Raw genomic sequence first — 19407 nt, forward strand, 5'->3', positions numbered from 1 at the left:
CGAACTCCACCACCCCACCGCCGACACCGTCCTGGACCGCATGCGCCGCTTCGACGCCAAGGGCCGCACCAGCTGACGCTCCGACAGCCCGAAGCACGCCCACCGACCCCTCCCAGGACACCTCATGTATCGCACCGCACTGCGCAACGTGCTGGCCCACAAGGGCCGACTGCTCATGACGGCGCTGGCCGTCATGCTCGGCACCGCCTTCGTGGCCGGAACGATGGTCTTCTCCGACACCTTCGGCAAGGCCATGCGGGACAGCAACTCCAAGAGCTACTCCGACGTGTCGGTCCAGGTCGTGGACCGCGCGGCCGGCTCCGCCGCGAGCGCCCGGCAGAAGAGCGAGAGCGGCCCGGCCACGCTCACCGACGCCACCGTCCGGCAGCTGGCCGCACTCCCGGGCACCGCCACCGCCCGCGGCGTGGTGAGCGGCTTCACCGGCGTCGCCGACCACAAGGGCAACCTGATAGGCCAGTTCTGGGCCGCCAAGGGCGCCAACTTCGCGCCCGGCCAGGACGGCAGGGACCCGCGCTACCCGATGGCCGAGGGCCAGGGCCCGAAGAACGACAAGGAGATCGCGCTCGACCGCAAGACCGCCGACAAGGCGGGCTACAAGGTCGGCGACACCGTGCGGGTGGCCGCGAACGGCCCGGTGATCGAGGCGAAGCTCACCGGCGTCTTCACCACCGACGACCCGGTGGTGAACACCGGCGGCACGCTCACCCTGTTCGACCGGGCCACCGCCCAGCAGCTGCTCCTGGAGCCCGGCCGCTACAGCGGCATCGTGCTCACCGCCAAGCCCGGCACCTCCGAGGACGCACTGCTCGCCCAGGCGCAGCCCGCGATGCCGACGGGCCACCAGTTCGACGTCGAGACCGGCGCCAAGCTCAAGGCCGACGAGCAGCAGATGATCACCAAGAGCACCGACAGCATGCGCACCATGCTGCTGGTCTTCGCCGGCATCTCGCTCTTCGTCGGCATCTTCATCATCGCCAACACCTTCACCATGCTGGTCGCCCAGCGCACCAAGGAACTCGCGCTGCTGCGGGCCATCGGCGCCAGCCGCAAGCAGGTCACCCGCTCGGTGCTGGTCGAGGCCCTGGCGATCGGAACGGTCTCGGCGGTGGCCGGACTGGCCGCGGGCGTCGGGATCGGCGCCGGGATGCAGTCCCTGATCGGCAGCCTGAACGAGAACATGCCGAGCGGCGCCCTGGTGATCAAGCCGCTCACCGTGGCGGTGACCCTGGTGGTCGGCGTCGTGGTGACGGTGTTGTCGGCCCTGCTGCCGGCCCTGCGTGCCGCCCGGATCGCCCCGGTGGCCGCGATGAGCAGCGGTGACCAGCCCGCCTCGCAGAAGAGCCTGGTGGTCCGCAACACGATCGGCTCGCTGCTCGCCGCCGGCGGCCTGGCCCTGATCGGCTACGGCGCCTCCACCGGCAACACCGACGGCCGGATGCCGGTCGGCCTGGGCGCGTTCCTGGCCCTGATCGGCGTGTTCGTCCTGCTGCCGCTGCTCTCCCGCCCGGTGGTGGCGCTGCTCGGCCCGCTGCTGCGCGGCCTCGGAGGCACGCCGGGGAAGCTGGCCCAGCAGAACGCGGTGCGCAACCCGCGCCGCACCGCCGCCACCGCCGCCGCGCTCACCATCGGCCTGACCCTCGTCAGCGGCCTCACCGTGATCGGCGCCTCCGTCGGCAGCACCATCGACAAGGCCGTCACCAGCTCGATGAAGGCCGACTACGTCGTCTCGACCGCCAACGGCATGGGCCTGTCCGAGCAGGTTCCCGCGCAGATCGCCAAGGCCCCCGGGGTGGCCGCCTCCTCGCCGATGACCGTCGTCTACTGGGAGCTCAACGGCGTCAGCAAGGCGATCACCGGCCTGAACGCGGACACCTTCGACCAGCTCGCCGAGGTCAAGCTGGTCAGCGGCTCCACGGCCGCGCTCGGCAAGGGCCAGCTGCTGGTGGACCAGAACGTCGCCAAGAGGTTCAACCTCACCACCGGCTCCACGATGACCGCGACCTACCCGGACGCGTCCACCGGGACGCTCACCGTCGGTGGTGTGTACGAGACGGGCGGCATGCTCGGCCCGGTCGTCCTGACCAACGGCGAGATCGCCAAGCACGAGCCGAAGCCGCACATCGAGAACGTCCTGGTCAAGGGCAAGGACGGCGCGACCGACACGCTCAAGCAGTCGATCAAGGACGCCACGGGCGCCAACCCGGTGATCGAGGTGAAGTCCAAGCAGGACGTCCGCGACGACTTCAGCCAGACCATCACCTTCGCGCTCAACCTGATGTACGGCCTGCTCGGGATGGCGGTCCTGATCGCGATCCTGGGCGTGATCAACACGCTGGCGATGTCGGTCTTCGAGCGCAAGCGGGAGATCGGGATGCTGCGGGCGATCGGCCTGGACCGCCGGGGCATCAAGCGGATGGTCCGGCTGGAGTCCGTGGTGATCTCGGTGTTCGGCGCCGGCATCGGCCTGGCCCTGGGCTGCTTCATCGCCTGGGCGATCAACGGCACCCTGAAGTCGAGCCTGGCCGGCCTGACCACGGTCCTGCCGTACGGCCAGCTGGCGATGTTCCTGGCGCTGGCCGGGGTGGTCGGCCTGGTGGCCGCGATCTGGCCGGCCCGCCGGGCCGCCGGGCTGGACATCCTGTCGAGCATCAAGACCGACTGACACCGCTCACGCGGAGAGCCCCTGCCGGAGGGTTTCGGCAGGGGCTCTTCTACTGCTGTACTCCGCCCGGTCGCACTGGCCGGCTGAGCACCACGGAGGTCGTGGTCCGGCAACACTGCCGGGCGGAGGGCCTCCGACTCATACCCCGGTGCTCCCACACCGGGGTCTCAGTCGCTTACTTGCTCGCGAGTTCCTTGTCGGCGACCGGCTTGGCGGCCTCGACGGGCTTGGTGGGCGGGGTGACCTCCTGGATCGGAAGCTGCGGCTTCTCCATCTGGGAGAGGCCGACCATCTCGCGCTTCAGGAACATCGCGAGGGTCCAGTCGGTGAAGACGCGGACCTTGCGGTTGAAGGTCGGCACCATCGCGCCGTGGTACAGGCGGTGGAACCACCAGGCCGGACGGCCCTTCAGCTTGTACTTGCCGAAGAGGATCGCGACGCCCTTGTGCAGGCCGAGACCGGCGACCGCACCGAGGTTCTTGTGCTTGTACTCCTTCTGCGGGAAGCCGCGCATACCGGAGATGACGTTGTCGCCGAGGACGACGGCCTGACGGCAGGCGTGCTGCGCGTTCGGCGGGCACCAGGCGCCCTCGCCGGCGGCGAGGTCCGGGACCTGGGCGTTGTCGCCGGCGGCCCAGACGTAGTCGAAGCCCTGGACCTGGAGGGTCGGCGCGGTGTCGACGTGGCCGCGCGGACCCAGCGGCAGGCCGAACTCGGAGAGCACCGGGTTGGGCTTCACGCCGGCCGTCCACACGATGGTGGAGGCGTCCGTCTCCATGCCGTTCTTCAGAACGACGTGGCCGTCGACGCAGGAGTCCATGGAGGTCTCGATGTAGACCTCGATGTTGCGCTCCTCGAGCTTCTCCTTGGTCCACAGACCGAGGTCCGGGCCCATCTCGGGGAGGATGCGGTTGGCGGCCTCGACGACCACGAAGCGCATGTCGTCGCGGCTGACGGTCCGGTACAGCTTGGACGCGTCGCGCGCCATGTCCTCGATCTCGGCGATCGTCTCGATGCCGGCGAAGCCACCGCCGATGACGACGAAGGTCAGGGCCTTGCGGCGGACCTCCTCGTCCGTGGTGGACTCGGCCTTGTCGAGCTGGGCCATGACGTGGTTGCGGAGGCCGATGGCCTCCTCGACCGTCTTCATGCCGATGCCGTTCTCCGCCAGACCCGGGATCGGGAAGGTGCGGGAGACCGAGCCGGTCGCGACGACCAGGTACTCGAAGGGCAGCTCGTAGCTGTCGCCGGCCGCCGGCTGGATGGTGGCGACCTTGCGGGCGTGGTCGATGCCGGTGACGGACCCGGTCAGCACCTCCGCCTGCTTGAGGGCGCTGCGCAGCGGCGCGACGAGGTTGCGGGGCGCGACGTTGCCGCCGGCCGCCTCGGGGAGGAAGGGCAGGTACGTCATGTACGACCGCGGGTCCACGACCGTGACGGTCGCTTCGCCGTAGCGCATCTTCTTGAGGATGCGCATCGCGGCATACAGGCCGACGTAACCACCGCCGACAATGAGGATGCGAGGACGCTCCGTGGTGCTCATATCCGAAAGTATCCAGCACCGTCCGGAGCAGCCTTCGTGAGCCCGGTCACAAGTTCCTGGACACCCCGTGCTACACTGCGCGGCCGCAAAACCGGCCCCGGCGCGGGTGCTCACACCCCTCCGCACCCCCCGGTGAACGTGCGCCGGAGCACTACCCTGCTGAGCAGCAACGATCCGCACAGTGCCCGGGTTCCCGCGCGTGATTTCGATTTTCAAACCTCGGGCGAGCCCTGACCTGCGATCCAGCGGGCCCGGCGACCGGGAAGCCTTCGGTCCCACAATTCGGACGTAGCGGGCGAGCAGGTGTGACGAATGACCCTATCGCCATGTGAAGAAATTCACGAACTTTCTCGCACGCACCCGGGCGCGCCCCGGCCCCGGCTCCCCGGAAGGGGCGCCGGGGCCGGTCGGGTAAGACCCGCAGCGGGTCAGGAGGCGATACCCCAGGCGATCCCGTCCAGGATGTCGTGCTCGCTCACGACCACCTCGGCGGCACCGGTCCGCTCCATGATCTCCAGCAGTTCCAGCGCCCCGGCCGCGATCACGTCCACCCGGCCCGGGTGCATCGACGGGATGGCCGCGCGCTCGGCGTGGGTCGCGGCCAGCAGCTCGCGCGCGATCCCGGCGACGCGCTCCCGGCTGACCCGCGAGTGGTGGATCGCCTCCGAGTCGTAGCCCGGCAGCCCCTGGGCGATCGCGGACACCGTGGTGACCGTCCCGGCCAGGCCCACCAGGGTGGCCGCGCCGGTCAGCGGGACGACCTCCTCGGCCTTGTCCAGCTCGGCCCGCACGTGCGCCCGCGCCAGCGCGATCTGCTCCTCGGAGGGCAGCTCGGCGCCGTCGAAGTGCCGCTCGGTGAGCCGCACGCAGCCGATGTCCACCGAGCGGGCCGCCTGCACGTCGTCCGTGCCGAGCACGAACTCGGTCGAACCGCCGCCGAGGTCGAAGACCAGGTACGGGGCCGGGAACCGGCCGCCGGTCAACTCCTTGGTGGCGCCCAGGAAGGACAGTCGCGCCTCCTCCTCGCCGCTCACCACCTCGGGCTCGACGCCCAGGACGTCGCGCACGCCCTTGACGTACTCGTCGCTGTTCTCCGCGTCCCGGGAGGCGCTGGTGGCGACGAAGCGGACCCGCTCCGGGCCGACGCCGAAGCCGGAGATGATCTCCTGGTACTCCCGGCAGGCCGCGAAGGTGCGGGCCAGCGCGTCCGGGTGCAGCCGGCCGGTCCGGTCCACGCCCTGGCCCAGCCGGTTGACGATCATCCGGCGGTCGAGGTCGGTGATCTCCCCGGTCTCCGGGTCCAGGTCGGCGACCAGCAGCCGGATCGAGTTGGTGCCGCAGTCGATCGCGGCCACCCGGGTCATGGTCACCGCGACTCCTGCTGCCCGTCGGCGTCCGCGGCCGTCGCGTCCTGCCCGGCGTCCTCCGCGGCGCGCTTCCTGGCGGCGCGCTCGGCGGTCTTCTGCTGCTTGGCGGCGATCACGGCCTCGTGGTCCTGGTCCTTGGCGCGGTTGCGGCCGACCCGCTCACCGGCGGCCTGCACCTCGGCCGGGGAGACGCACGGGCCCTTGGCCCACCAGTCCTCCAGCATGCCGATCGCCTCGTCGCCGAGCGGGTTGACGCCCTCTCCGGCCGCCAGCGAGTGGCCGACCAGCACGTGCAGGCACTTCACCCGGTCCGGCATGCCGCCGGCGCTCGGGAAGCCCTCCAGCACCTCGATCGCGTCGCGCCGGGCGATGTAGTCCTCGTGCGCCGCCTGGTAGGCCGCGGCCAGCTCCGGGTCCTCGGCGAGCCGGGCGGTCTGGTCCTTCATCACGCCGTCCGCCTCCAGGGTGCCGATCAGCGAGGCGGCCTTGGGGCAGGTCAGGTAGTACAGCGTCGGGAACGGCGTGCCGTCCGGCAGCCGGGGCGCCGTCTCCACGACGTCCGGGTTCCCGCAGGGGCAGCGGTGCGCCACGCCGCGCAGGCCGCGCGGCACCCGGCCGAGCTGGGCGGCGATCGCCGCGACGTCGGCGTCGGAGACGGTGGGGTGGTTCTCAGTGGTCATGGGGGGAGGTGTCTCCAACGGAGGACGGCGGGAGCGGAAGGGGGGTGGAGGGGGCCGACGCGGCGGTGTCGGCGGCGTCGACCGAGTCCCAGATGCTGGCGTACCAGGGCTTGGCGGCGTTCGCCTGACCGGCTGCCGCGCCGGTGGCCGGGGCGCCGGCGGAGGAGGAGGGCTTGGCGGAGGTCTGGCCGGCCGGGTCGACCGCGATGTACGGGGTCTCCCCCGGCACCGCGTAGTGCAGCCGGGCGCGCGCCTGCGCCTTGACGTACTCCGGGTCCTGCCAGCGGGCCTTGTCGCGGCGCAGCTGCTCGACCTGCTGGCGCGCGTGGTCGGCCTTCGCCCGCTGGGCGGAGATCTCGGCGCGCTGGGAGATGAACTGCCGCGTCGGGTAGGCGAGGATCGCCACCAGCGAGCAGAGCACCAGGACGAGGACGGTCGCCCGGCTCGTGAACCGAGGCCGGGCCGCCAAGCCCGGGATCCTCCATCCTGCCATCTCCCGTATCCCCTCCTGGTCGCGACGGTGCCCCGCCGTCCACCCTACGGGGTGAACGGCGGGGCACCGGTCAGGCGTGCGCTGGCGCGGGTGCTCAGCCCTCGTGCTTGAAGCGCGGGAAGGCGCCGCGGCCGGCGTACTCGGCGGCGTCGTCGAGGATCTCCTCGATGCGCAGCAGCTGGTTGTACTTGGCGACGCGCTCGGAGCGGGCCGGGGCACCGGTCTTGATCTGGCCGCAGTTGGTGGCGACGGCCAGGTCGGCGATGGTGACGTCCTCGGTCTCGCCGGAGCGGTGCGACATCATGCAGCGGTAGCCGTTGCGCTGGGCCAGCTCGACGGCGTCCAGGGTCTCGGTCAGCGAACCGATCTGGTTCACCTTCACCAGCAGCGCGTTGGCGGTGCCGGTCTCGATGCCCTTGGCCAGGCGGGCCGGGTTGGTGACGAACAGGTCGTCGCCGACCAGCTGGACCTTGTCGCCCAGCTTGACGGTCATGGCCTTCCAGCCGTCCCAGTCCGACTCGTCCAGCGGGTCCTCGATGGAGACCAGCGGGTAGGCGGCGACCAGCTCGGCGTAGTACTCGATGAGCTCGGCGGCCGACAGGGCCTTGCCCTCGAACTGGTAGGCGCCGTCCTTGTAGAACTCGGAGGCGGCGACGTCCAGGGCCAGCGCGATGTCGCGGCCGGGCACGTAGCCGGCCTTCTGGATGGCCTCGGTGATCAGGTCCAGGGCCTCGCGGTTGCTGTCCAGGTTCGGCGCGAAACCGCCCTCGTCGCCGAGGCCGGTGGACAGGCCGCGCTCCTTCAGCACGCCCTTGAGGGTGTGGTAGACCTCGACGCCCCAGCGGACGGCCTCGGAGAAGGACTCCGCGCCGATCGGGGCGATCATGAACTCCTGGATGTCGACGTTGGAGTCCGCGTGCGAGCCGCCGTTGAGGATGTTCATCATCGGAACCGGCAGGACGTGCGCGTTCGGGCCGCCCAGGTAGCGGAACAGCGGCAGGTCGCTGGCCTCGGAGGCGGCGTGCGCCACGGCCAGCGAGACGCCCAGGATGGCGTTCGCGCCGAGCGAGGACTTGTCCGGGGTGGCGTCCAGGTCCAGCATGGCCTGGTCGATCAGGCGCTGCTCGGTGGCGTCGTAGCCGACCAGCTCCGGGCCGATCTGCTCGATGACGGCCAGGACGGCCTTCTCCACGCCCTTGCCGAAGTAGCGGTTCTTGTCACCGTCGCGCAGCTCCAGCGCCTCGAAGGCGCCGGTGGAGGCACCCGAGGGGACAGCGGCACGACCCGTGCTGCCGTCGTCGAGGCCGACCTCGACCTCGACCGTGGGGTTGCCGCGGGAGTCGAGGATCTCACGGGCTACGACGACATCGATGGACGGCACGAGGCATCTCCTTGCGGAAGCAGGGTCCGGCTGACGGTGGCGCTGTCAGCGGGACGATTGCGGAGTCGTTACGGACCAGAGCCTAACCGCCCGGGCTCCCGGGACCACGTCGGCCTCGGTCCCGTCTCAGCGTGTGGCCCCACTACCCACCGGTAGTTCACCTGCTTGTCCCAGCTTGTCCCACCGGACCGGGCGAATGCGGACGAAGGGGGCCGGCGGCGCCGACCCCCTCTTCGTACCCCGATACCGGGCCGGTGCCGGTGCGGACGGGCTCAGCCGAGGTGCAGGACCTGGCCGGGCATGATCAGGTCCGGGTCGCCGCCGACCGTGCCGCGGTTGCCGTCGTAGAGCGCGTGCCAGCCACCGGACACGCCCTGGGCGGTGGCGATCGACGACAGGGTGTCACCGGAGCGGACGGTGTAGTCGTGGCCGGTCTGCGCGGCCGGGGCCGGCTGGGCGGCGCGCGGGGCCGCGTGCTTGGGGGCGTACTGCTGCGCCGACTGGTCGACGGGCTTCTCGGCCCGGTCGGGCGCGGCGTGCTTCGGGGCCTGCTTCTGCGCGGGCTTCTCGACCGGCTTCTGCGCGGGCGTCTGCACCGGCTTCTCGACCGGCTTCTGGGCCTGGCGCTTGGGCGTCTGCTGCTGCGGGGCGGACTGCGGCTTGGCGTCCGAGGAGGTGTCGACGGACGCCGGGGCGCCGCCCTTGCTCAGACCGGCCTTGACGGAGCAGACCGGCCAGGCGCCCGGGCCCTGCGCGGCGAGCACCTTCTCGGCGACCGAGATCTGCTGCCCCTTGCTGGCCTGGTTGGCCTGCGGCGCGTAGGCGGTGCCGCCGTACGCCTTCCACGTGCTGGAGGTGAACTGCAGGCCGCCGTAGAAGCCGTTGCCGGTGTTGATGCTCCAGTTGCCGCCGCTCTCGCACTGGGCGACGGAGTCCCAGGTGGAGGCGGGGGCGGCGGAGGCGCCGGTGGCGGTGAGGAGCGGCATCGCGAGTCCGACGCCGGCCACACCGGCGACGGCGATGGCCTTCTCGGTCTGAGTGCGACGACGGTGGCGGCCGGATCCAACGAACAGCATGAGGAGGTCCCTCTCCGCACGCCTGCGAGGTGAGCTGTCGGGTTCGGACCGGGAGGTGGCCCGGCCGCCGTGCGCGGACGATTCCGCGCGGGCGGCTTCACCCCAAGCCGTGGGGACGGCAACAAACCTGGTTCCCCCGCCCCTGCCCAGGGTCTGGTCGGTTTCCCGTGGCGCGGCGGGCAGGATTCGGCGTTCCGCGCACGAGGTCCGCAGCTGCGAACTCCAGGGAGACTAGACAGATCCTCAGACCGATCACAAGCTCATATCACCGATATCACACAGAAATTACGGCACGTGTCCGATCGCCTACCAACGGCGCCGCCATGTCTGGTTTGATGGCCGTTCACACCCCGCCGGAAGGACGTCGGGCGACGCCCCGTCAGTGCATCGCCCGCCGTTTCGTCACCTTGTGTCAGTTTGTCGGAGGCGCGTAAGGGGAGTGCGGAGGCGTGTGCGGGGAGCGGCTCTCCGGACTGAATTCGACCGGGAGTTCCCGCAGACCACGCATGATCAGGCCACCGCGCCACCGCAGATTCTCCGGACTTTCCGCGAGTTGCAGATCCGGCAGCCGGGAAAGCAGCGTCGCCAGCGCGGCACGCCCCTCCAGACGGGCCAGCGGAGCGCCGATGCAGTAGTGGATGCCGTGCCCGAACCCCAGGTGGGGATTGTCCTTCCGGGCCAGGTCCAGGGTGTTCTCGTCCGAGAACCGGGCCGGATCGCGGTCCGCGGCGGCCAGCACCACCAGCACCGGATCACCCACCGGGATGTCCACCCCGCCGATGGTCAGCGGCCGCGTCGCGAACCGCCAGGTCGCCAGCTCCACCGGCCCGTCGTAGCGCAGGAGTTCCTCGATCCCCGTCTCCAGCAGCGCGCTCTCCCCGCGCGCCACCGACTCCTGCAGCGACCGGCGCTGCTCCGGGTTGCGCAGCAGCGCGTACGTCCCGTTGCCGATGAGGTTCACGGTCGTCTCGAAGCCCGCGAAGAGGAGGATGAAGGCCATCGCCGCGGCCTCGTTCTCGGTCAGGTGCTCACCGTGGTCGCTCGCCCGGATCAGACCCGAGATCAGGTCGTCACCGAGGTCCGCCCGCTTGCGGTGGATCAGCTCCAGCAGGTACGCCCGCATCCGCTTCACCGCCCGGCCCACGCCGCCGCGTTGACCACCCCCGTGCCGGATCATCATCCCCGCCCAGTCGCGGAAGTCGTCCTGGTCCTCGGCCGGCACGCCCAGCATGTCGCAGATCGCGTAGATGGGGAGCGGGAAGGCGAACTCGTGGATCAGGTCCGCCGAACCGCGCTGCGCGAAGCCGTCGATCAGCCGGTCGGTGAGCTGCTGCACCCGCGGCTCGAACTCGGCCACCCGGCGCGGGGTGAACGCCTTCGACACCAGTCGGCGCAGCCGGGTGTGGTCCGGCGGGTCGATGTTCAGCAGGTGCGTCATCAGGTCCGCCTGCCGCTCCCCCGGGATGCCCACCCGGCCGGTGCGGTGCGCCTGCTCGCTGTGGTGCGCCGGGTTCTTCGACAACCGGCCGTCCGCGAGCGCCTGCCGGGCGTCCGCGTACCTCGTCACCAGCCAGGCCTCGACACCGCTCGGCAGCGTCGTGCGGTGCACCGGGGCGTGCTCGCGCAGCCACGCGTAGGCGGGGTACGGGTCGGCGGCGAACTCCCAGGTGAACAGCTGCGGAGCGGCGGCGTCGGGCCGCGCTCCCGCGGGCCGGGCGGGGTCGTCGGACGGCACTGCGGCGGACCGGGCGGAGTCGGGCTGAGCTGGCATGGGACGACCGTATCCGGTGGGTGCGCGCCACCTTCCGCCGACGGCGCGCGACTCCCCCGACAACGGCGTGCGACGGGCGCGCCAACGCTCCGTGGACGACCCGTGGACGGTCCGTGGACAGCTCTTGGAAAGCTCTTGGCCGGACGGCGGGCGTGAGCCTGGTCACCTGAGGGGTAATCCCTGTTGCGGAGGGTCAGGAACTGCCTACGATCCTCCGCAGTACGCGTGGGCGCCGGTGCGGTGTCGCCCACAGGGAGGAGCAGGCCATGCGGGTCAGCGGGTCAGTCGTCGTCATCGCGGTACTCGACGGCGGGTCGGGCGCCGACCTCGCCCGCCGGTTCGCCGCGGCCGGCGCCGCCGGAATGCTGATCGCCGACCAGCACGTCGGCATCGCCGAGGACCTCGCCGCCGAACTCGACCGGACGGGCTGCCCCGTCGTCGGCGTGTCCGGCGACATCCGCCGCCCCAGCGACGTCGCCGCCCTCGTCGACACCGCCGAGAAGCACCTCGGACCGATCGACCTCTTCGCCGTCGCGGGCCCGGACGGCGAGCGCATCGTCTCCCTCGCCGACCTGCCCGACCACCTCGACCTGGAACGGCTCGCCGAACTCGTCGTCCTCGTCGGCGAGGCCATCGGGGAACTCGTCCCGCCGCAGCGGCACCCGGTCGAGACCGCCGCCCGGGCGGCCTGAGCACCCGGGGCCCAGCCCGGGCCCCCGGCCTCCGCCCGGCCCCGCCCGCCCGGCCTCCGGCCGGGCCGGGGCCCTACTCCGGCTTGAGGCCCTCGGCCGCGCGCACCGCGTCCCGGTACCCGCGCGCGGCCGAGCGCAGCGCCGCGTCCACGTCCACCCCTGCGTCGTGCGCCCGCTGCGCCACCGCCAGCAGCAGCCCGCCCGCCGACTCCGCCGTCAGCGCGTCCGGCAGCTCGTACGGCTCGTCCGGAACCCCCGTGAAGCCCGCCCGGCGCACCCGGGACACCAGCTTCGCCGCGTACGCCAGCGACGGCAGCCCGGCCGGCACACCGTCCAGCACCGACTCGCGGTCCGCCTTCTCCGCCGCCTTCAGCTGCTCCCAGTTCGCCTCCACCTCGGCGGCGCCACCGGCCTCGACGTCCCCGAACACGTGCGGATGCCGGTACATCAGCTTCTCGACGATGTCGCCGGCCACGTCGTCGACGGTGAACGGCTCCGTCGGGTGCTCCTCCGCGATCCGGGAGTGGAAGAACACCTGGAGCAGCACGTCGCCCAACTCCTCGCGCAACGTGTCCCGGTCCCCCTCCTCGATCGCCTCGACCAGCTCGTACGCCTCCTCGACCAGGTACTTCACCAGGCTCTCGTGCGTCTGCTCGGCGTCCCACGGGCAACCGCCCGGCGAGCGCAACCGGTCCATCACCGTCACCAGGTCCAGCAGCCGCGACCCCGGCAGGTCGTACGAACCCGGCAGCACCTCGATCTCCGGCACCTCACCCGCCCGCTCCACCGCCAGCCGCGCCAGCGCGTCGGTCAGCCCCGGATCCCCGTCCGGGCCGCCCAGCCACACCGTCGCCCCGGCCCCGGCCGGCTGCCCGGTCAGCAACCGCGCCAGCGCGGGCACCGACCCGGCCGGCGCCACCTCCACCGTCACCCCGGCCTGCCGCACCGCGGCCACCTGCGGATGCCCCTCGTCCCCCACCAGCACCCGCCCCGCCGACCGCAGCGCCTCCCACGCCGGCCACGCCAGCAAACCGGGAGCCACCCGGTGGGTGGTGGTCAGCAGAATCAACTTGGCGCCCGGAGCATTCGTCGTCACACTCCGAACCTACCCGCCCGCCACCACCCACCACGGCCGTCACCCCACCCGCCCCAACAGCCCCGGACAGGCCGCCCCGACGGCCTCGCCCGGCACAGGGACCCGCCGACCCGGCCGACGTCCCACTCCCGAGCCCCACCGCCCGGGCCCAGGGGCACGCGCCGGAAGCGCCCGGTGCACCTGCCCGGCATCCCCACAGCGGGCCGGGCCGAAGGCCCCGGCAGACCGGCATCCCCACACGCGCGGGACGTCGACCCCGCCGACTTCCCGCGCCCGACTCCTGGCTCCCGGCTCCCGGCTCCCGGCTCCCGGCGCGCTCCACGGGGGCCGGCAGGCCCGCACAGCGCTCGGGGGTACGACGAAGTACCGCTCCGACCTTCCCCCGCACGCCCGGGGGGCGGCCCCACCGACGTCCCGCTCCCGAGCGCCACCGCCCGGGGCCAGGGGCCCCTGCGGAGGAGAAGGCCCAGGGAGATCGCCCGCTCACCGGCGGCAGGGCCCTGCGCGACGGGCGCGGAAGCCGCACCGGACGTCGGATTCCCGCCCGTTCAGCACACCCGCATGGTCCTTTGCCGGGCGGCGGGCCGAGGCCCCGAACGGCGTGGCGCCGGGCTGGCACGCCACACGCCGCACGCGCCTCCCCCTCGGCCGTCCCACCAGTGGAAACGGCCGGCTCGTCGACGGCGGAGCAGTCGGGCCGGGCACGGGGCCGCAGTCGAACGCGCCCGGCCGGCGCGGTACGCCCGCCTCGGCAGGGGAAGTCGGACCCGCCGACTTCCTGCTTCGGGCTTCGGGCTTCGGGCTTCGGGCTTCGGGTCAGCGGGGGGACGGGGGCCAGGGGGTGGGGTGGTGGGGGTGGAGGGTGGAGAGGGATTCGCGCAGGCGGCGGACGGCGGGGTGGTGGGGGCCGTCGCGGCGTTCGCGTTCGAGCAGCAGGGGGAGCAGCCACTGCCAGGCGTTCTGGGGGTCGCCGGTGGCGGCGAGGTGGAGGCCGATGCGCTCGCGGAGGTCGTAGCTGCGCTCGGGGTCGGTGTCGAGGCCGGATTCGAGGCGGGCCGTGTGGGCGACGAGGAGGGCCTGGTACTCGGCGAGGGCGTCGGCGCCGTGGCCGAGCCGGTCGAGGCAGATGGCGGCGCGGTAGCGGTGGTCGAGGCCTTGGGGGCCGTGCGGGCCGCCGTCGGCGGTGGCGGCGAGGCGGCGGTACTCGACGAGGGCCTGCTGGGGGTGGCCCTCGTGGAGGAGGGTGCGGGCATGGATGGTGCGGATGGTGCGCACCAGGGGTGCGGCGTCGCCGAGTTCGGCTTCGGCGCGGGGCAGCAGGTGGGCGGCGAGGCCGAGCACCTCGGTGTGGTGGCCGGCGTCCACGAGGTCGGAGAGGCGGGCGCACTGGGCACCCAGGTCGGGGAGCGACGGCGGTGGCGTGGCGGGTGCGGGCGGGACCGCGGGAGCGGCCGGGACGGCCGGGACGGGCGTGCGCAGGAAGGGGCGCGGCTCCGAGCGGACCGGCGGCCCGGCCTCGGCGGCAGCCGCGGCGGTGGGCTGCGGCTGGTGCGGGAAGCGGTACGGCCGTACCGGGTCGGGCAGCGGCGCGTAGCGGGGTTGCGGGGTGCCTGCGGCCGGGGGCAGCAGCGGGAGCAGCCGCCCGTACACGGTCTGGGCGTCGGCGGGGCGGTCGGCGGGGCGCTTGGCGAGGAGGTCGAGGACGAGCCGTTCCAGCGACTGCGGCACGTCGGGGCGCAACTCCCGCAGGGGGACGGGTGGTTCGTCGACGTGTCGGCGCAGGACACCGAGCGCGGTGGGTGCCCGGAACGGTTCCTCGCCGGCGAGCATCTCGTGCAGCAGGCAGCCGAGCGCGTAGAGGTCGCTGCGGGGGTCGGTGGTCGCGGCGAGGGCCTGTTCGGGGGCCATGTAGGAGGGGCTGCCGACGGGGACGCCGGTGAGGGTGAGGCGGGTGGCCTCGGTGTCGAGGGCGGTGGCGATGCCGAGGTCGAGCAGGACGGTGCGGCCGTCCTCGCGGACCATGACGTTGCTGGGCTTGAGGTCGCGGTGGACGACCGGGATGGCGTGGACGGCGCTCAGCGCGCTGCAGAGCTGGGCGGCGACGGCGACGGCGCGTTCGACGGGGAAGGGCGCGTCCTCGGCGATGAGGTCGGCCAGGCTGACGCCCGGGATGCGCTGCATGACGAGGTAGAGCTCCCCCTCGTCCTCTCCGGCGTCGAAGACGGTGACCAGGCCGGGGTGGTCGAGCGCGGCCGTGACCCGGCACTCGCGCAGGAAGCGGCGGCTCAACTCGTCGCCGTGCCGGTTCCGTCCACCGGCGGGACCGCTGCCCGGACCGGTGCCGCCGGGGAGCAGGTGCTCGGGGCGGAGCAGCTTGACCGCGACGGGGCGGTGGAGCCGCTCGTCCTGGGCCGCCCAGACCTGGCCCATGCCGCCGTGCCCGATCTTCTCGGTGAGCCGGTAGCGGCCGGCGATCAGCCGGGTGACGGTCACGGCCGGTCCTCGCGGGCCTGCCGGCGCAGCAGGTCGCCGAGTTCGCGCAGGTCGTGGGCGGTGCCGGGGGCCGGGGTGGCGGGCGCGGCGGGGGCCGGGGGTGCGGTGGGCGTGGTCGGAGCGGGCCCGCCGGCCGGTACGGGGACCCCGTACCCGGGCGCGGTCGCCGCGTAGGGCGAGGCACTCGGCCCGGCGTACGGCGAGGCGTCGGGCCCGGGCGCGGTCGCCGCGTAGGGCGAGGCGCTCGGCCCGGCGTACGGCGAGGCGGTCGGCGCCGGGTAGGGCGACGGGTACGGCGCCTGCGGTGCGGGCCGCCGGCCGGCTTCCCAGACCGCTCGGCGGTCCATCAGCAGGAAGTGTGCCGTCGGCGTCAGCCACAGCACGGCCAGGGTGATCTGGCCGGTGACGTCGGCGGTCGGGTCCTTGAGGGAGCCCGAGATGCCGGCGGAGACGATCATCGTCAGCAGCAGGGCGCAGAACACCACCGCGCCGAGGACGTCGTACGCCCGTCTGCGCCGGACCGCGAGCAGCAGCGAGGGGATCGCGCCGAGCAGGCCGAACGTCAGCAGCGGGGCCGCCGCGCACGCCACCCGCGCGGGCGTCCCGAACCGGCCGGGTATCGGCGCCGCCCCGACCGCCGCCCCGGGCACCGCACTCGGCGCGGGCACCGCCCCCGGCATCCCGCCCGGCCCGTACGGAGTGCCGCCGGGCGGCGGCCCGAACTGCCCGGGGTACTGCCCTGACATGCGCGCTCCTGAGCTGGTGACGGCCGGCACCGGTGGCGGTGCGAACGGTTCAGCACACCGTACCGCCCGGTCCGGTCGGCCCGGAGGCCTTCCGTCCGCCCGGTGCCGCATCGGTATCGCCCCGGTACCGCCCCGCTACTGAGCCGCCGTCGCCCTTCCCGGGGAGGGCTGCTGAGCGTGCGTCACCTCAGTCGACGGGCGGTGCCAGGGTGCCCGTCGCCAACGCGTCCGTCGCGCCCTGGACGAGGGTGCGCCCGAGGGCGGCGGCCCGTCCGAGGGCCGTGTCGAAGGCGGCGAGGCGGGCGAAGGCGGTGCCGAGCCGCTGCTGGGCGGGGAGCGGGAGGCGGGGCAGTTCGACGCGGCGGATGTCGAGCCGGGCGGTGGTGGTGGCGTGGCTGGCGGCGCGCCGGGTGCCCGCGGCGGAACGGAAGTGGCCGGCCAGGAACTCGGGGTCGAGGGCGGCCGGGTCGGGTCGCAGCAGGTGGAGCTGGCGGCCGAGGGCGACGCCGACCAGCGGGCCCTCGGCGGGGACGACGCGGGCGGTGCCGCCGCCGAGGGCGGGGACGAGGACGTCGCCGGGCCGGGTGCGGACGTCCCCGGCGGGGCCGGTTCCGCCGGCGAGGACGGCGCTGGGCTCGGCACCGGTGGCGAGGTCCTGGTCCGTGACCACGGGGACGACCTCCCCGCCGCCGCCCGCACTGCCCGTACCGGTACCCGCGCCCGTCCCGGCCGGGCGGGTGGCGGCTCCGGCCCCGGCCCCGGCCCCGGCCCCGGAGGAGTACACCTCCAGCGCGCCGCCGCGGACCAGTTCGCCGATGGTGACCACGCCGGTGGACGCAGCACCGGCCCCGGCACCGGCTGCAGCACCGGCCCCGGCTGCGGCAACCGGCTGCGGCAGCAGCGTGGCGGGGTCGGCCAGGTCGGCGAGGAGTTCGGCCAACCGGCTGCCGAGGTGGGAGAGTTCGGCCGCGCCGCCGAGCGGGGCGGCGGGCGGGACGTGCCGGGCCGGCGAGAGGTCGGTCTCGTCGTCGAGCAGATCGATGGCGGCCACCGCCCGGTGGACGCCGGGGCGGTCGGCCGGGACCGGCAGCCCCTCGCGGGCGGACAGGTCGAAGCCCCGCCAGGCGCCCAGGACGGTGCGGCGCAGCTCGGGCCAGTCGACCTTGCCCCGGCCGCCCTCGGGGGCCGGCGCCCCCGCGGCCCCGGCCGGGGGTGCCGATCCGGCGTCGAGCAGCAGCACCTGGCGGAAGTCGTCCCCCGGCTTCGGCGCGCGCAACACCCACAGGTGCAGCGGGACGCCGTACGGCGGGGCGGCGCCGGCGGGCAGCGCGATGACGGCGCGCAGCGCGCCGGAGCGGAGCAGTTCGGCGCGGATGCGGCGGCCGGAGCGCCGGGTGGCGACGGTCGGCGGGAGCAGCAGGGCGGTCAGGCCGCCAGGGCGGGTGTGGGCGAGGCAGTGCAGCACCCAGGCGAGTTCGGACTCGCCTCGCGGTGGCACGAGACCGCCGGGCCAGCGGGCGTCGAACTGCAACTCGTCGTGGCCCCAGTCCCGTTCGTTGTACGGGGGCTGGCAGAGCACGGCCTCGAAGGTGTCGCCGGGGTAGCCGTCGGCCCGCAGGGCGTCGCCGGTGCGCAGGTCGAGCGGGAGCGGGCCGGGCTCGCCGGCGGGTGTGTGCAGGGCGAGCCGGAGCCCGGCGAGGGCGGCGGCGACCGGGTCGGCGTCCTGGCCGTAGCGGCCGGTGGTCGGCGGGTGGGCGAGCAGGACCGAGCCGAGGCCGACGGCCGGGTCGAGCACGGTGGCGGGGACGCCGGCGACGGCGGCGAGCAGTTCGGCGGCCTCCGGCGGGGTGGGGCTGAGCAGACGGGTGTTGGCCTCGGCGTGACGGGTGAGCAGTTGCTCGTACGCGCCGGCCGGGCCGGCGTCGGCGGCGAGCGCGGCGAGCAGCCGGGCGAGGTCCAGCTGGGTGCTGCCGAGCAGGCCGGGGAGGCCGAGGAGGTGGGCGCCGTCCGGACCGAAGGCGTGAACGGCGGTGTCGGCCACGGCCCGGGGCAGCGCGAGGGCGAGCCGGGTGTCGGGCTGGTCGGCGAGTTCGGCCCAGCGCTGGGGCGCGCGGTGGAGCAGCAGGAGCAGGGCGCCCGCCTCGACGAGCGGGGCGGCGGGGTGGCCGGCCGGGTCGCGGAGGGTGTCGACGAGCTGCCAGGCCCGTTCCAGCAGCGGGAGTTCGGCGATCTTGCCCTGGGCGCGCAGCCAGGAGTCGACGTCGGCGAGCGCGAAGGTCGGACTGGCGTCGGTCCCGCCGACCGGGCGGGGGAAGTCGGGGTGGCGGCGGCGCCAGTTGCTGACCGCGGCGCGGCCGACGCCGGCCAGCCGGGCGATCTCGACGGCGGTCACTTCGGGGCGGTCCGGCACGGGGGCTCCTTCGGTGGGGGTGGCCGCGCGGCGGGGTCGGCTGTGACCACACAGCATAGCGACGCACCTTCCGACCCGAGTTCACATGTGAACAGAGCTCTTTTGTGAAATCTCGTTGACAGAGTTCACGCTCGAATGGTGTGATCTCTCCGTCGCCACCGAACGGGGGCGGCGCAGGGAAGACCACCGATCACCGGGAGACACCCATGTCCGCGAACGCCCGCCGCACCACCGGCCGCTCCACCACCCGTCGCACCGCCGTCCGCACCACCACCGGCCGCACCGCCGCGCTGCTGCTGGGCGCCGCACTGGTGACGCTCTCCGCGACGGCCTGCAACTCCACCGGCGGCTCCTCCGTCTCGACGGAGGCGAAGCAGACCACGGCCGCCGCCGGCTCCGACGCCGCCAAGCCGGCCGGGGGCGCACCGGACGCGGCCGCGCCGGCCGGAGGCAAGCCCGCCGACGCCGCCAAGGCCCCCGCCAAGGTCGGCGACACCATCGCGCTCAAGGGCAACGACCCGGCCGACACCGCCGACGTGACGCTGGTGAAGGTGGTCGACAACCCCGACGGCGCGGACGAGTACACCCACCCGGCCGACGGCAAGCGCTTCGTCGCGGTCCAGTTCCGGATCAAGGCGAGCGGCAAGAAGGCCTACAGCGACGCCCCGGGCAACAGCGCCAAGGTGGTGGACGCCCAGGGCCAGGCCTTCGGCACGACGATCGCGGACACCAAGGCCGGCCCGAGCTTCCAGGTGCCCGCCAACATCGCCCCCGGCGAGACCGCCCTCGGCTTCGTCACCTTCGAGGTGCCGAAGGACGCCAAGCTCGACAAGGCCCAGTTCGGCCTGGACAGCGGCTTCGCCCCGCAGACCGGCCAGTGGAAGCTCGGCTGACGGCCCTGTTCACAGCCGTCGCCGTCAGCGCCCGAACGCAGAACGGCGGCCCCGGGCCGAAGCCCGAGACCGCCGTGCACCGC

Annotated in this window: 14 protein-coding genes and 1 riboswitch; of the genes, 3 read left to right on the plus strand and 11 right to left on the minus strand. The window is 73.7% G+C overall.

Translation table 11 applies throughout. The annotated features are described in order from the left end of the window. Positions 1-124: 124 nt before the first annotated feature. A complete protein-coding gene (locus ACFV0O_RS38880; RefSeq protein WP_380349109.1) occupies positions 125-2683 on the plus strand; it encodes an ABC transporter permease in 2559 nt (852 codons plus the stop codon). A gap of 175 nt (positions 2684-2858) precedes the next feature. Here ACFV0O_RS38880 and ACFV0O_RS38885 read toward each other — a convergent pair whose 3' ends face one another. The 7 genes from ACFV0O_RS38885 to ACFV0O_RS38915 all read right to left on the minus strand — a co-directional run bounded on the left by ACFV0O_RS38885 (position 2859) and on the right by ACFV0O_RS38915 (position 10994). Continuing rightward, entirely contained in the window at positions 2859-4226 is a 1368-nt protein-coding gene (locus tag ACFV0O_RS38885) for an NAD(P)/FAD-dependent oxidoreductase (protein WP_380349111.1), read from the minus strand. Between the two features lie 428 nt (positions 4227-4654). Next, entirely contained in the window at positions 4655-5590 is a 936-nt protein-coding gene (locus ACFV0O_RS38890) for a Ppx/GppA phosphatase family protein (protein WP_360259392.1), read from the minus strand. 2 nt (positions 5591-5592) lie between these two features. Then, positions 5593-6291 (minus strand): DUF501 domain-containing protein, encoded by a 699-nt coding sequence (locus tag ACFV0O_RS38895; RefSeq protein WP_380349113.1) that lies wholly within the window; start codon positions 6289-6291, stop codon positions 5593-5595. Beyond that, a complete protein-coding gene (locus ACFV0O_RS38900) occupies positions 6263-6742 on the minus strand; it encodes a septum formation initiator family protein (RefSeq protein ID WP_360259369.1) in 480 nt (159 codons plus the stop codon). Before ACFV0O_RS38900 ends, ACFV0O_RS38895 begins: the two co-directional genes overlap by 29 nt. 118 nt (positions 6743-6860) lie before the next feature. Beyond that, the gene (gene eno, locus ACFV0O_RS38905) at positions 6861-8147 is read right to left on the minus strand and encodes a phosphopyruvate hydratase (protein WP_218206251.1); all 1287 of its coding nucleotides are present in this window, start codon (positions 8145-8147) and stop codon (positions 6861-6863) included. A gap of 272 nt (positions 8148-8419) precedes the next feature. Beyond that, entirely contained in the window at positions 8420-9223 is an 804-nt protein-coding gene (locus tag ACFV0O_RS38910) for a transglycosylase family protein (RefSeq protein ID WP_380349115.1), read from the minus strand. A 5-nt stretch (positions 9224-9228) separates the two neighbouring features. After that, positions 9229-9392: riboswitch (cyclic di-AMP (ydaO/yuaA leader) on the minus strand. A gap of 243 nt (positions 9393-9635) precedes the next feature. After that, positions 9636-10994, minus strand: a complete 1359-nt coding sequence (locus ACFV0O_RS38915) for a cytochrome P450 (RefSeq protein ID WP_380349117.1) — start codon at positions 10992-10994, stop codon at positions 9636-9638. A gap of 266 nt (positions 10995-11260) precedes the next feature. On the opposite strand from ACFV0O_RS38915, the gene ACFV0O_RS38920 reads away from it, so the two are divergent. Next, complete coding sequence (locus ACFV0O_RS38920; protein ID WP_360259362.1) at positions 11261-11686, plus strand: SDR family NAD(P)-dependent oxidoreductase; 426 nt, start codon at positions 11261-11263, stop codon at positions 11684-11686. A gap of 73 nt (positions 11687-11759) precedes the next feature. Here ACFV0O_RS38920 and ACFV0O_RS38925 read toward each other — a convergent pair whose 3' ends face one another. The 4 genes from ACFV0O_RS38925 to ACFV0O_RS38940 form a co-directional block, all read right to left on the minus strand. Next, positions 11760-12782, minus strand: a complete 1023-nt coding sequence (locus tag ACFV0O_RS38925) for a MazG family protein (protein WP_380349120.1) — start codon at positions 12780-12782, stop codon at positions 11760-11762. Positions 12783-13598: 816 nt separating this feature from the next. Then, positions 13599-15275 (minus strand): protein kinase, encoded by a 1677-nt coding sequence (locus ACFV0O_RS38930; protein WP_380349122.1) that lies wholly within the window; start codon positions 15273-15275, stop codon positions 13599-13601. Next, complete coding sequence (locus ACFV0O_RS38935; RefSeq protein WP_380349124.1) at positions 15272-16021, minus strand: hypothetical protein; 750 nt, start codon at positions 16019-16021, stop codon at positions 15272-15274. Before ACFV0O_RS38935 ends, ACFV0O_RS38930 begins: the two co-directional genes overlap by 4 nt. A 187-nt stretch (positions 16022-16208) precedes the next feature. Next, positions 16209-18431: an N-6 DNA methylase gene (locus ACFV0O_RS38940; RefSeq protein WP_380349126.1), complete on the minus strand. Its 2223-nt coding sequence runs from the start codon at positions 18429-18431 to the stop codon at positions 16209-16211. Between the two features lie 206 nt (positions 18432-18637). Between ACFV0O_RS38940 and ACFV0O_RS38945 the strand changes: the two genes are divergently transcribed. Continuing rightward, positions 18638-19324 carry a DUF4352 domain-containing protein gene (locus ACFV0O_RS38945; protein ID WP_380349128.1) on the plus strand — a complete coding sequence of 229 codons (687 nt, stop codon included), beginning with the start codon at positions 18638-18640 and terminating at the stop codon, positions 19322-19324. The last annotated feature ends 83 nt before the right edge of the window (positions 19325-19407 follow it).

It is taken from the genome of Kitasatospora sp. NPDC059577, assembly GCF_042735475.1.
Taxonomy (GTDB): Bacteria; Actinomycetota; Actinomycetes; order Streptomycetales; family Streptomycetaceae; genus Kitasatospora.

Bases quoted from the DNA above. Each gene is read 5' to 3' on its own strand.
- ACFV0O_RS38880 (WP_380349109.1), top strand. From the start codon at position 125: ATGTATCGCACCGCACTGCGCAACGTGCTGGCCCACAAGGGCCGACTG.
- ACFV0O_RS38885 (WP_380349111.1), bottom strand. From the start codon at position 4,226: ATGAGCACCACGGAGCGTCCTCGCATCCTCATTGTCGGCGGTGGTTAC.
- ACFV0O_RS38890 (WP_360259392.1), bottom strand. From the start codon at position 5,590: ATGACCCGGGTGGCCGCGATCGACTGCGGCACCAACTCGATCCGGCTG.
- ACFV0O_RS38910 (WP_380349115.1), bottom strand. From the start codon at position 9,223: ATGCTGTTCGTTGGATCCGGCCGCCACCGTCGTCGCACTCAGACCGAG.
- ACFV0O_RS38915 (WP_380349117.1), bottom strand. From the start codon at position 10,994: ATGCCAGCTCAGCCCGACTCCGCCCGGTCCGCCGCAGTGCCGTCCGAC.
- ACFV0O_RS38920 (WP_360259362.1), top strand. From the start codon at position 11,261: ATGCGGGTCAGCGGGTCAGTCGTCGTCATCGCGGTACTCGACGGCGGG.
- ACFV0O_RS38935 (WP_380349124.1), bottom strand. From the start codon at position 16,021: ATGTCAGGGCAGTACCCCGGGCAGTTCGGGCCGCCGCCCGGCGGCACT.
- ACFV0O_RS38945 (WP_380349128.1), top strand. From the start codon at position 18,638: ATGTCCGCGAACGCCCGCCGCACCACCGGCCGCTCCACCACCCGTCGC.